The following is a 12,609-nucleotide window of genomic DNA, read 5'->3' on the forward strand; positions in this document are numbered from 1 at the left end:
TGAGGCTGTCAACACTATTTTGCGTTTTTCCATAAAAAATCCCTTATTTTTTTCTCCACCTATCCGCTCGAACGCATCAAAATCCCCAGAATAAGCTCCAAGCCATTGTTTTACTTAGAATAAAACGAAAACCTATCGTTCCAAAAAATTTTGGGTGTTTTCTGCTCAACTCATCACAAGATACATATGGATACATCAATTCTGTCTCGCCTCAGCATCACGCCCCTGGGGGCATACACGATTTTTCTATTCAAGTTCTTCGCGCAAAAATAAAATAAATGCTTTACGCCTGCAGATACGCGATCTGATCTGAACCGAATTTGCGGCTACTACGGGACATCCACGCACATGACTTGCTCTTCTCTCCCGCCTACCCCCACTACTTTGCTTGACTTGCCTGGCGTTCAAGAAACAACGCTGGAAACGGTGCTTTATACGCCCCCCAATGATGAGATTTTCGACGAAAACCCCTGTTTGAGCTGTGGGGTGTGCTGCTCACACTTTCGGGTTTCCTTCTATAGTGGCGAGTTAAGTGGCGAGACGGGCGGGACCGTTCCGGTCGAGTTGACCACCCAGGTCGGGCCGCTGCGCGCGTGCATGAAAGGCACAGAACAAGGTGAGGGTCGTTGCATTGCCTTGCGGGGCACCTTGGGTCAGCCAGGCATTCATTGCGCCATTTACCCGGATCGCCCTACCCCCTGTCGCGACTATCAGATCTGGGAACTGGATGGCAGCCCCAACGTCGACTGCCAACGTCTGCGGGCCAAGCACGGTTTGCCCCTGCTGCCCAAACGTCCCTTACCCGCTCCGCCCGCCTTGCCCGAGCATGATGAAGCCGCATAGCGTCTGGTAAATACGCTACCATGCACGATTTGTAGGGCCGCCCGGCCCTGCGTTTTCGGGAGTCGAAGTAGATGGAATACCGCAAGCTGGGCAATACAGATCTGGACGTCAGCCTGATTGGTTTGGGCACCATGACGTACGGGGAACAAAACAGCGAGGCCGAGGCGCACGCTCAACTGGACCTTGCCTTGGAGCTGGGGGTAAATCTGGTGGATACCGCCGAAATGTACCCTGTCCCTCCTATGGCAGCCACACAGGGTTTGACCGAGCAATATATTGGTACCTGGCTGGCGAAAACGGGCCGTCGCAAGGATATTGTGTTGGCCAGCAAAATTGCCGGTCCGCAGCGCGACCCCAAGCGTCCCGGACACATCCGTAATGGCAGCACAAGCCTGGATCGCAACAATCTGGAACAAGCCCTGCATGACAGTCTGCGCAGACTGCAAACCGACTACCTGGATCTGTACCAGTTGCACTGGCCAGACCGTAGCACGGTTACGTTTGGGCAGCGCAGTTACCCCTGGAAAGAGGAAGACACCGTCCCTATTGAAGAAACTCTGGCGGTACTGGACGACTTTGTACGTCAAGGCAAGGTGCGGCATATCGGTGTTTCCAATGAAACGCCCTGGGGGGTTTCCCGCTTTCTGGAATTGGCGCGCACCCAGTCCCTGCCTCTGATTGCCACCATCCAGAATCCCTACAACCTGCTGAACCGGGTGTTTGAAGAGGGCCTGTCCGAATTTTGTCGCTATGAAGGACTTGGGCTTCTGGCCTATTCGCCTTTGGCGATGGGTGTGCTAACCGGCAAATATGATCACGGCGCACGCCCCGAGAAGGGTCGCTTGACACGGTACAACCGATTCACGCGTTATGACGCGCCGCGGGCTCGTGAGGCCGCGTTGGCCTACAACGAGCTAGCCCGTGAATATGGTCTGACACCGACTCAGCTGGCTTTGGCATGGGTAAACCAGCAAGCCTTTACCAGTAGCAACTTGATTGGTGCAACCACCCTGGAGCAATTGCGCGAAAACATTGCCAGCGTGGATGTTCAGCTCAATGATGAACTGATCAGCAAAATCAACGCCATTCATCACCACACGCCCAATCCGGCGCCGTAAGGGACTTGGCCCCGCTTCAATGTCATGACGCGGGGTCTCCTTTTTCTGACTGAATCTGTCCTTGTGCTTGCGAAGCATTGATTTTTTAATTATGCTCAAAAAAAGCATAACAAAAAACAATTTTCCTTTTCGCTCGATGTTTCACCGCGGCCATTTTTTTAAATCATTTATGCTCAATTTGAGCATCAAGGACACTCATGACTCAGCGTTTCCCTATTGATGTCTGTCAGCCCGATTCACAGGATGCCTTAAACCGTCAGATTGGCTGGCATGAAGTCCCATCCCCGATCAAGTCACAAAACGATAAAGCGGCTTTGAAACAAGTCTTGGCCACGGAGCTGAAGGCCCAGGATGCGGTGCTGGTGGCCCATTACTACACCGATCCCGATATTCAGGATCTGGCGCTGGAGACCGGGGGCTGCGTGGGCGACTCCTTGGAAATGGCTCGCTTTGGACAAGAGCACAAAGCCAGCACGGTCCTGGTAGCCGGTGTGGGTTTCATGGCAGAGTCCGCCAAAATCCTGAGTCCGGAAAAACGGGTCCTGGCCGTCCACGATCAAGCCACCTGCTCACTGGATCTGGGCTGCGCCCCGCAAGACTTCAAAAAGTTTTGCGCCGCTCACCCGGACCGGGAGGTGGTTGTCTATGCCAATACCAGCGCGGCGGTGAAAGCTCAGGCAGACTGGGTGGTCACGTCCTCGATCGCACTGGACATCGTGCGCCATCTGCATGCGCAAGGGAAAAAAATAGTGTGGGCGCCCGATCGTCATTTAGGTGCGTACATCCAGAAGCAGACCGGAGCGGACATGCTGCTCTGGCAAGGTTCCTGTCTGGTTCACGACGAGTTCAAGGCCGACGGCTTAAAAGCGTTGATGAATGAGCATCCGCATGCTCAGGTACTGGTCCATCCAGAATCGCCAGCTGCGGTGGTGGCCTTGGCCGATGTGGTTGGTTCCACCACACAACTGCTGCGCGCCGCTGTCAACCACCCTGCCGACACCTTTATCGTGGCGACCGATCAGGGCATTTTGCATGCCATGCGTCAACAGGCCCCAGGCAAAACCTTTTTGGCCGCCCCTACAGCAGGCGAAAGCGCCACCTGCAAAAGCTGCGCCTATTGCCCCTGGATGGCGCTGAACAGTTTGCAAGCGCTGCAACAACGCTTGAGCGAGCCGGGCGCGGGTATACAAATCGAGCCCGCATTACAGCAAGGCGCACGACGCTCCCTGCAAAGGATGATGGACTTTGCAGCTGCTCATCAGAGAACACTGCGTGTAGGAGCTGATCTCGCCCAACACAGCCAGCAGTTTCTGCACGTAGGGGCCGCCTGATGCCGCGCCTTAGCACAAAGACGGATGTATTGATTATTGGGGCGGGCCTGGCTGGCACCAGTCTGGCTCTGTCTCTGCCTGCCTCCATGAAGGCAACGTTGCTGAGCAGTGGCGCGGCTCCGTGTAGCGCAAGCACGATGGCGCTGGGGGGGCTGGCTGCCGTGCTCAGCGCCCAGGACAGTGTGGAGCTGCATATCGAGGACACCCTGCAGGCAGGTGCCCACCATTCCGATGCGGATGCTGTGCGCAACATCTTACAAGCCGCGCCACAAGCGGTGCAGTGGCTGCTGGAGCGCCAGGTGCCTTTGGACAGAACACCAGACGGGCAACTGCACCTGACCCGCGAAGGGGGGCACAGCCAGCGACGTATCGTGCACGCGGCGGATGCCAGTGGGTACGCCATCATGCAGGCCTTGTACCCCCAGCGACAACAAGCCACACAACTGCTCCAACGCACAAACTGCCTGGCATTGGCCTTGCGCCGGAATGAACACGGTCGTGTAGCGGGGGTTGATATTTACGACAAACAAACCCATCGTCATGAAACGATTCTAGCGGACCATGTGGTGCTGGCCACGGGCGGGCTCGGCAGTCTGTATGCCCACAGCACCAATCCCGACACCGCCAAAGGTGAAGGCGTGGCTTTGGCCTGGCGCATAGGCGCAGCAATCCGCGATCTGGAGTTCGTGCAGTTCCATCCCACCTGCCTGTACACACAAGGGCCGACGTTTCTGCTTACCGAAGCCTTGCGGGGTGAAGGTGGCCATTTACTGGATGCACATGGTCGTCGCTTCATGCCGGACTATGATTCCCGCGCCGAACTGGCCCCCCGCGATATTGTGTCGCGAGCCATTGCAGCACAAATGAAACAAGAGGACCGTGCGCACGTCTGGCTGGATGTGCGCCATCTGGGTGCCGATACGTTGCAGCGGCATTTCCCACGGGCCTTGGAAGAAGGTTTACGCCGCGGCCTGGATTTACGCCAGGACTGGATACCTGTCGCGCCGGCAGCGCATTACAGCTGTGGAGGGATTCAAACCGACCTGTCCGGTCGCACGAGCGTTTCGGGTCTGTATGCGATAGGGGAAGTGGCCTGCACCGGTTTGCACGGGGCGAACCGCTTGGCCAGCAACTCGCTGCTGGAGTGCGTGGTCATGGGGCGGGCAGCAGCGCAAGCCATCGAAGGGAGCCGGGCCGCTCATTGTTCCGCCCTGACTCCCGAGGACGAAAGATCAAAAACGGCGCCGACCTTCGCAGGGTCACCGCACACCCCTGCGCCCGCACGCAACAACAACAACAACAACAACAACAACAACAACAACAACAACAACAACAACAACAACAACAACAACAACAACAACAACAACATTACCTGCAAAGACAAGGGAACACTGCATCGCCCACCCACACCCCCGTTCCCCACCCTGCCTGCCTTGCAAAACCTGATGCAAGAGCATGTCGGTCTGCTTCGCAATAGAGCGGGTCTGGCGCACGCCATCCACACCCTGAGCGACTGGCGAGAGCAAATTCGCCGCCTGCCCGACACGGTCGATCATCGCATTGGCAGTCTGCACCTGGACACCGCCTGGTTGCTGGCCCACGCGGCTCTGGCCCGCCCTCACAGTCTGGGCGCGCATTTTCGGCTGGACTAGAAGCCTTAGTTCCATGAGATAGAATAAAAAAATAAATAAAGAGGCTTCTCGACGAACAGGAGCCCATTGGATGGAGGCAATATGCGATTACTCATGGTCGAAGACAATGAGGATTTGGGAGAAGCCATCGCCAGCCGGCTCAGCGCGGGCGGTCATAGCGTGGAGTGGGTCAACACTGGCGAGCTGGCCCTACGCTATCTGGAAATGGATAACTGGGACGTCCTGCTTTTGGACATCATGCTGCCCGATCAGGACGGTTTCAGCATTTTGCGGCATCTGCGCCAGCAAACACCCAGCCTGCCCGTGCTGGTCATGACGGCTCGTTCAGAAATCGAAGATCGTGTGTCCATGCTGGACCTGGGAGCAGACGATTATCTGGTCAAACCTTTCGATCTGCGCGAGCTGGAAGCACGGCTGCGTGCCCTGATGCGGCGGCCCGCCACCACCCAAGCGGAAATCTGGCAGTTGGGACACGTCAGCATTGACATCGCCGCCCGACGCATCAATAGCCGGGATCAGACCGTGGAATTTGGCCAGCGCGAATTCTGCTTGCTGGAGTTGCTCCTGAGTCGTGCCGGACAAGTGGTCACCAAGGAACGGTTGATGATGCAGCTGTTCAACTTCGATGAAGACTCCAGCCCCAATGCCGTGGAGCTGCATGTCTCTCGTCTGCGGCGCAAGCTTAGCGATAGTGCCATTCGCATCGACACGGTGCGGGGCACCGGTTATATGGCAAGCTTGGGTGATGCCCGCTGATGCGCCGCACCCTGTCTATCCAGCAGCGTGTACTGGCGCTGGCCGTATGCTTGCTGGCCGCTGCCTTACTGGCATTGGGTCTGGCATCGCGACAATATGCCCAGCGTGCCGCCGACTCCGCCTATGACAGGCTCCTGAACGCCGCCGCCCTGACTATTGCCAATGCCATTCAAATTGACGAGGGTGAACTTTCCCTGGAGCTGCCCTATTCGGCGATGGCCATGCTGTCCGAACAGGAACATATTTTTTACAGCGTACGCTCGGCCACTAGCCTGATTTCCGGCTATCCAGACTTGGGAGACACCCTGCCGCCGGCCACCAGTTCCGAACCGCGCTACGACACCATTTCCTATCACGGCACTGCCGTGCGTGTCGCCACGATCGGACGCTTGCTGACAGGCCAGCATTCACTGGGCCGTGGCTGGATCACCATCCGCGTTGCTGAAACCCTGGGCACCCGACAAGCGCTGGCCGATGAGTTGCTGGGTCGCAGCACCCTGTCCCTGACCGGTCTGATGTTGCTGGCCCTGATGATTACCAGCCTGGGGATTCGGCGTGCGTTCGCCCCCTTGGCCGAATTGGAAACAGCACTGCGAGAACGCTCCCACGACAATTTGCAGCCCATCGACACGCCGGTACCCAAAGAGATTCGCCGTCTGGTCGATACCCTCAATGCCTTCATGCAGCGTCTGCAAACAGCGGTTGGTACTCTGAACAATCTGGTGGCCGATGCGGCCCATCAGATTCGCACTCCCTTGGCGGCAGTCCATCTGCAAACCCAGCTCGCGATGGATGAGCCCGGCTCTGACACCCTAAGGCCACGCCTGCGACGGATTCTGAACAACACTACGCATGCCACCCATCTGTTGAACCAGTTACTGATGGACGCCACCGTCAGCCACCGCCTGGACCGCAGCACCATGCGGCCTTTAGATGTGGCCCCGTTGATTCAGGAAATCCAGGGCCGGGTCGATCCCGACCGGGCCCACCGGCTGTACATTCACCTCACGCCCTCGGCTCGACGAGCACAAATCCTGGGCGACCATGTGTCCTTGCGGGAGATGCTGCGCAATGTGATCGACAACGCCATGCTCTACAGCGACGAGCCTGTTTCCGTGCGAATCTACACCCGCCCGAACGGTTGGGTGGTGTTTGATGTGTCCGACCTGGGCCCAGGCATCAGTGACGATGACAAAACCCGTTTGCTGGAGCGTTTTCAGCGTGGTCCCAGCAGCCAGGGGCGGCCCGGTTCGGGCCTGGGGCTGTCTATCGTGCGCACCGTGGTACAAGCGCATCAAGGCACGTTGCTCTTGCGTGACCATACCCCGCAGGGTCTGACAGTCCGCATCGAAATCCCCACCCTTTACCAGAGTCCCCGACCCTCGCCCCCCCTGACCCTGCTCATCGCAGCGTTGATCATGACGGGCATGTTGGCCCAGCCCCAGCCAGCCTTCGCCCTCGCCAGCGCCGCGGAACCCGATATGGGCATTCGCAGTCACGACTACCCGGCTCGCTCCCCCCGTCCACCTGGACCGGAAGATCAGGCCTTGCTGGTGATTGCTGGCCCTACCGACACCGAACTGTTTGAAGTGCTCGTACAGGACTTTCAGCGTATCCAGCCTCACGTACGCATTCTTTATCACGAGATGGATTCCACCGCGCTGTATCGGCACACCACTCAAGGCAGCCTGCCTGAAACGGATCTGCTGATCAGCTCGGCCGCGGACATGCAGGTCAAACTGGCGAACGACGGCTATGCTCGTGCGCACACATCCAGTCTGACCCAGACCATGCCCGGCTGGGCACGTTGGCGCAATGAGGTGTTTGGCTTCACGCTGGAGCCGGCCGTCATCGCCTACGCACCGGCTCGTTTACCGTACGAGCTGCCGGCCTCTCGCGAAGCGCTGCTTAAGCTGCTGGAGCGTAACCAGGGCAGTCTGAGGGACCGGGTGGGCACCTATGACATTCAGATCAGTGGCGTGGGCTACCTGTTTGCACTGTACGACGAACGCACCTCTTCCACGTTCTGGGGCTTGGCCAATGCCCTGGGCCGTGTCGGCACCCGTCTGTATGCCAATACCGGTGCCATTTTGGATGATCTGGACAATGGCACCCTGGATGTCGCCTACAACGTACTAGGCTCGTATGCCCTGGCTCGGCAAAAAGCAGGCTCGGACATTGCCATCGTCGTACCCAGCGATTATGTGTCAGTGTTTACCCGCAGCGCCCTGATTCATAAACAAGCTCGCCGCCCCGATCTAGCCGCTGCTTTCATTGATTACCTGCTCTCTCCCCAAGGCCAACAAACCCTCGCCGGCCCAGCCGGATTAGGCTCGCTCAACGCCGTGGAAACGGGCAGCTGGTTCACAAAAACCATTGAAAATCAATCAATTGGAATTATTCAACCGCTTATTCTCAATCCCTCTTTGTTAGTGGGCCTGGACCCCACCCGCCGCCACCGTTTTCTGCAGAACTGGCGACGTCTGGTCACCGACACGCCGGCAAGACCCTAGCCCCTTCCCATCCCCAATGACAGGATGCTGACAGCTAGAGTCCAGACAATGCAATGACACCGATCACCCAAGAAGTCCCGCAACAGGACGGGACTCTGACAACAAGGAGACTCGAATGTCAGCATTTACCCCCCCTAAGCGCCTGAGCCTGCTCGCCCTGTCACTCAGTGCCAGCCTGCTGGCCGGACAAGCGGCCTGGGCTCAGGACGACCAGACTCAAGCAGCGGACAAAGAAGGCAAGGTTATTGTCTACTCGACCACGGACACCAAAGCCGCCGCACCGCTCATTGCCGCGTTTGAGGCCGCCCACCCCAAGATCAAAGTCGAATACCACGACATGAACAGCACCGAGCTGTACAACCGCTACATCAGCGAACAGGCTTCGGGCAGCCACAGTGGCGACCTTGTGTGGAGCTCCTCCATGGACTCGGCTATGCGCCTGGCCACCGACTACGCAGCCCGCTACGACTCCCCTGAAATCCCTGCCCTACCCAGTTGGGCCGTATGGGAAAACAAGGCGTTTGGCACCACTTACGAGCCGACGGTATTCATCTACAACAACCGTCTTATCAAGCCTGAAGAAGCACCCAAGACGCATGCAGAATTGGCCAAGCTGGTGGAAAGCGACAAGGACCGCTTTCGCAACAAGGTCACTACCTACGACATTGAAAAATCTGCAGTAGGCTATATGCTGGCCGCTCAAGACAGCAAGAAAGGCCAGAGCTACTGGGATTTCATCAAAGGCGTAGGTTCAGCCAATCTGGTGCTGCAGTCCTCGACGGGCACCATGATGGAGCGCGTCAGCTCGGGTGAAAACCTGATTGGCTACAACCTGCTGGGTTCATATGCGGAGACCCGCGCCGCCAAGGATAAAGCCATCGGTATTGTGTACCCCTCGGACTACACCCTGGTCCTGTCACGCGTGGCGTTCATCAGCAACAAGGCCCAGCACCCCCATGCCGCCCGTGTCTTTCTGGACTACATGTTATCCAAGGACGGACAGGATGTTCTGGCGAACCAATCCGAGCTGGCCTCGATCCGCTCTGACGTGGAAGGCGACAACGATGTGGATGGCCTGACCAAGAAATTGGCAGGGGTAGAACTGACCCCCATCCCGGTGGATTCGTCGTTGCTGGACTTCCTGAAGCAAAAGGAACGCCTGGACTTCATCAAGCAATGGCGCGCTGCGGCCAATAAATAAGACACCTCGTCTGTGAACCGGGTGACGGCCTCGGCCGTCACCCTGCCTTTTACCGCCTGGAATCCTTATCATGCAAGCCTTACGCCTTCGGTGGCAGGCCTGGCCACGCCATGTCGTTGTTCTGATCACGGCATTGGCCATTTATGTGCCGCTTAGCCTGATCATCATCCAAAGCCTGCTATCGGCCCCCTTTTTTGCGACTGACAAGTCTCTGGGGCTGGATGCTTTCCGTTTCATCTTCGACGACCCGGACTTTTACAAAGCACTGGGGAGCGGTTTCATCATGGCCTTTGGCCTGGCCGGTATTTCGATTCCTTTGGGCGGCATCCTGGCCTTCCTGATGGTACGTACCGATTTACCCGGCCGTACCTGGATTGAACCGCTCATTCTGGTCCCGATTTTCGTCTCGCCCATGTTGCTGGGCTTTGGCTATATTGTTGCCGCCGGACCCGTCGGTTTCTTCTCCACCTGGACGCTGGAGCTGATCGGCTTTGTCCCCTGGAACATTTACTCCTTCACCAGCATTGTCATCATTGCCGGTCTGACGCACGTTCCCCACGCCTATCTGTACATTTCCTCGGCCTTGCGCAGCATGGGCTCGGATGTGGAAGAAGCCGCCCGCAGCGCCGGTGCCAGCCCCTGGCAGGTCATGCGCTCGGTCAGCCTGCCCATGGTGCGTCCCGCCATCCTGTACGCCTGCGTTCTGCTCTTTTTTCTGGGGCTGGAAGTATTTGGTCTGGTGCTGGTGCTCGGCGACCCTGAAGGCCACCTGGTACTGGCCACCTATCTATACAAGCTCACCAACAAGCTCGGCATTCCGTCCTACCACCTGATGGCGGCTGTGGCAGTCGTCCTGATTGCCATGACTATCCCGCTCGTGATGCTGCAACGCCGTCTGATGCGCACCGCCAACCGCTTCGTAACCGTCAAGGGCAAAGCCTCCCAGGCGCGTGCCTTGCCGCTGGGTCGCTGGCGCTGGGCAGCTGCAACACTGGTCGGTCTGTGGTTGTTCTTCACCGTCATTGTCCCGGTGGTGGGCGTAGTCTTGCGCGCCTTTGTGTCCAACTGGGGGATTGGCGTCTCGCTGATGGACGTGCTCTCCCTGGATGCCTTCCGGCAAGTGTTTGGGCAAGCCAATCTGCTGCGCGCCATTCTGAACTCAGTGGCGATTGGTGTATTTGGCGGCGCCTTGGCCGTCATCTGCTACACCTTCATTGGCCTGGCCATGCACCGCAAGCCAGACGGCATCACCCGCTTTCTGGACTACAGCGTTCTGGTACCCCGTGCCGTCCCCGGTCTACTGGCGGGTCTGGCCTTTTTGTGGATGTTCCTGTTCGTGCCCATGTGGCTGGATCAGTCCCTGGAAAACGGCTACTTGTCGGTCCTGCCCATGGCGGAATGGTTGCAAGGCACGCTCGTCAGTCCGCTGCGCGCCCTGCGCAGCACCATCTTCAGCGTCTGGCTGGCCTACAGCGTGGTCTGGATGGCTTACGGCTTGCGTCTGATCTCCTCCACCCTTTTACAAGTGGGCCCGGAGCTGGAAGAAGCCGCCCGCAGCACGGGAGCGCGTCCCGGTCAGGTAACACGTCAAATCACCTTACCACTGGCAAAGTTCGGCCTGATCGGGTCCTGGTTATTGATGTTCCTGATTTTTGAGCGGGAATACTCTACCGGCGTGTACCTGCTCACACCGGGCACGGAAACCATTGGCTCCATGCTGGTTTCACTATGGGCGACCGGCGCCATCGACATTGTAGCTGCCCTGTCTTTTATCAATATCGTTCTGGTGGTCATTGGCCTGACCATCGCATTGCGCTTCGGAGTAAAACTACGATGACCGAGCTGACTGTAGACAACATTCATCTGGCCTACGACCGCAACCCGGTTCTGAAAGGCCTGTCCATGAGCCTGAACAAAGGTGAGGTGGTTTCCCTGCTGGGGGCCTCGGGTAGTGGCAAAACCACCTTGCTGCGTGCGATTGCCGGGCTCGAACAGCCCTCCCAAGGGCGTATCGCCATCAATGAGAACGTGCTGTACGACTCGCAAAACCGTATCGACCTGCCCGCCGAGGCGCGCAATCTGGGCCTGGTTTTCCAGTCCTATGCCTTGTGGCCGCACATGACCGTGCAGGACAATGTGGCTTATCCGCTCACGCTGCGCAAAACCTCCAAAGCGCAAAGCCGCCAAAGGGTGGACGCCATTTTGGATCAATTGGGGTTGAAAGGCCTGGGCGAGCGCTACCCCAGCCAACTGTCTGGAGGGCAACAGCAGCGTGTGGCCATTGCCCGTGCGCTGATTTACAACCCCCCGGTCATCTTGCTGGATGAGCCACTATCCAACCTGGATGCCAAGCTGCGTGAAGAGGCCCGCGTGTTCCTGCGCGAACTGATTGTGCAAATGGGCCTGTCCGCTTTGATGGTAACCCATGACCAGGCGGAGGCCATGGCGATTTCGGACCGGATCCTGTTGCTGAATGGTGGCGAAATCGAGCAACAAGGTACCCCGCAAGAGGTCTACAGCAATCCCAAGACCCTGTACACCGCCGAGTTCATGGGCTCGAACAATCATCTGCAAGGCAAGGTTACCGAGCAACGCGATCAACAAACTCGGCTTAGCGGCCCTGGTTGGGAGTTATGGGGCCATGCCGCCGCTCCTCTGAGCGCCGGCCAGCACGCCACCGCCGTGATTCGCGTCGAACAAGTGCAACTGAATGCGCAGCCCGGCCCCGATACGCTGCCACTGCAGCTATCCACCAGCATGTATCTGGGCGACAAGTGGGAGCACGTTTTCCGCATGGCCGACCCGACTGCCGGCACACTGCGAGCTTTCGGACCTGAACCACTGCCCAGTGGCGTGCATCATCTGCAATTGCCGCCCTCCAAACTGTGGATTTACCCCTCCTGATCCATCGCTCCAAACCGGGAGCCGCCCCCCACAGCTCCCGGTTTACCCTGATTGCAAACTTTTGTAAGCGCGGCTAATGTAGTCGCGTCACTACAGGCGGTATGAAAGAGACCTGTTCAGTCAGGCGCCGACGGAGCAACCACCCCGGAATCTCTCAGGCAAAAGGATCGTACCAGCCCGACACTCTGGAGAGCGGCGTTTGACGCCCACCGAAGGAGCCCAGCCAGATGCACAGGTTGGATAAACTCTCAGGTCACAGGACAGATGGGGTATTGCCACTACTCGGTGGTA

The 12,609-nt window shown here is 58.0% G+C and carries 9 protein-coding genes and 2 riboswitches; all 9 genes read left to right on the forward strand.

Annotated elements, in window-relative coordinates; all coding sequences use genetic code 11:
- Positions 1-348: 348 nt before the first annotated feature.
- Complete coding sequence (locus V6936_RS05955) at positions 349-843, forward strand: YkgJ family cysteine cluster protein (RefSeq protein ID WP_275694034.1); 495 nt, start codon at positions 349-351, stop codon at positions 841-843.
- Between the two features lie 71 nt (positions 844-914).
- Positions 915-1,961: an NADP(H)-dependent aldo-keto reductase gene (locus V6936_RS05960; RefSeq protein ID WP_003801154.1), complete on the forward strand. Its 1,047-nt coding sequence runs from the start codon at positions 915-917 to the stop codon at positions 1,959-1,961.
- Between the two features lie 197 nt (positions 1,962-2,158).
- Positions 2,159-3,292: a quinolinate synthase NadA gene (gene nadA, locus V6936_RS05965; RefSeq protein ID WP_336579572.1), complete on the forward strand. Its 1,134-nt coding sequence runs from the start codon at positions 2,159-2,161 to the stop codon at positions 3,290-3,292.
- Positions 3,292-4,944 (forward strand): L-aspartate oxidase, encoded by a 1,653-nt coding sequence (nadB, locus tag V6936_RS05970; protein WP_336579573.1) that lies wholly within the window; start codon positions 3,292-3,294, stop codon positions 4,942-4,944. The genes nadA and nadB overlap by 1 nt, the downstream gene beginning before the upstream one ends.
- 81 nt (positions 4,945-5,025) lie before the next feature.
- Positions 5,026-5,700, forward strand: coding sequence for a response regulator transcription factor (locus V6936_RS05975; RefSeq protein ID WP_059317704.1), 675 nt, complete (start codon positions 5,026-5,028; stop codon positions 5,698-5,700).
- Positions 5,700-8,213 carry a sensor histidine kinase gene (locus tag V6936_RS05980; RefSeq protein ID WP_336579574.1) on the forward strand — a complete coding sequence of 838 codons (2,514 nt, stop codon included), beginning with the start codon at positions 5,700-5,702 and terminating at the stop codon, positions 8,211-8,213. Before V6936_RS05975 ends, V6936_RS05980 begins: the two co-directional genes overlap by 1 nt.
- Before the next feature lie 115 nt (positions 8,214-8,328).
- Complete coding sequence (locus V6936_RS05985) at positions 8,329-9,414, forward strand: ABC transporter substrate-binding protein (RefSeq protein WP_240208750.1); 1,086 nt, start codon at positions 8,329-8,331, stop codon at positions 9,412-9,414.
- Between the two features lie 70 nt (positions 9,415-9,484).
- Positions 9,485-11,251, forward strand: coding sequence for an ABC transporter permease (locus tag V6936_RS05990; protein ID WP_336579575.1), 1,767 nt, complete (start codon positions 9,485-9,487; stop codon positions 11,249-11,251).
- Positions 11,248-12,318, forward strand: coding sequence for an ABC transporter ATP-binding protein (locus tag V6936_RS05995; RefSeq protein ID WP_336579576.1), 1,071 nt, complete (start codon positions 11,248-11,250; stop codon positions 12,316-12,318). The genes V6936_RS05990 and V6936_RS05995 overlap by 4 nt, the downstream gene beginning before the upstream one ends.
- Positions 12,319-12,410: 92 nt before the next feature.
- Positions 12,411-12,498, forward strand: a riboswitch (glycine riboswitch).
- A 4-nt stretch (positions 12,499-12,502) separates the two neighbouring features.
- A riboswitch (glycine riboswitch) is annotated at positions 12,503-12,583 on the forward strand.
- Positions 12,584-12,609 lie beyond the last annotated feature (26 nt).

This window comes from Alcaligenes sp. CHO6 (assembly GCF_037120595.1).
GTDB lineage: Bacteria > Pseudomonadota > Gammaproteobacteria > Burkholderiales > Burkholderiaceae_B > Alcaligenes > Alcaligenes ammonioxydans.

What these genes read in the sequence shown, in the direction of transcription:
- V6936_RS05955 (WP_275694034.1), top strand. Translation starts at nt 349, where the DNA reads ATGACTTGCTCTTCTCTCCCGCCTACCCCCACTACTTTGCTTGACTTG.
- V6936_RS05960 (WP_003801154.1), top strand. Translation starts at nt 915, where the DNA reads ATGGAATACCGCAAGCTGGGCAATACAGATCTGGACGTCAGCCTGATT.
- nadA (WP_336579572.1), top strand. Translation starts at nt 2,159, where the DNA reads ATGACTCAGCGTTTCCCTATTGATGTCTGTCAGCCCGATTCACAGGAT.
- nadB (WP_336579573.1), top strand. Translation starts at nt 3,292, where the DNA reads ATGCCGCGCCTTAGCACAAAGACGGATGTATTGATTATTGGGGCGGGC.
- V6936_RS05975 (WP_059317704.1), top strand. Translation starts at nt 5,026, where the DNA reads ATGCGATTACTCATGGTCGAAGACAATGAGGATTTGGGAGAAGCCATC.
- V6936_RS05980 (WP_336579574.1), top strand. Translation starts at nt 5,700, where the DNA reads ATGCGCCGCACCCTGTCTATCCAGCAGCGTGTACTGGCGCTGGCCGTA.
- V6936_RS05985 (WP_240208750.1), top strand. Translation starts at nt 8,329, where the DNA reads ATGTCAGCATTTACCCCCCCTAAGCGCCTGAGCCTGCTCGCCCTGTCA.
- V6936_RS05990 (WP_336579575.1), top strand. Translation starts at nt 9,485, where the DNA reads ATGCAAGCCTTACGCCTTCGGTGGCAGGCCTGGCCACGCCATGTCGTT.
- V6936_RS05995 (WP_336579576.1), top strand. Translation starts at nt 11,248, where the DNA reads ATGACCGAGCTGACTGTAGACAACATTCATCTGGCCTACGACCGCAAC.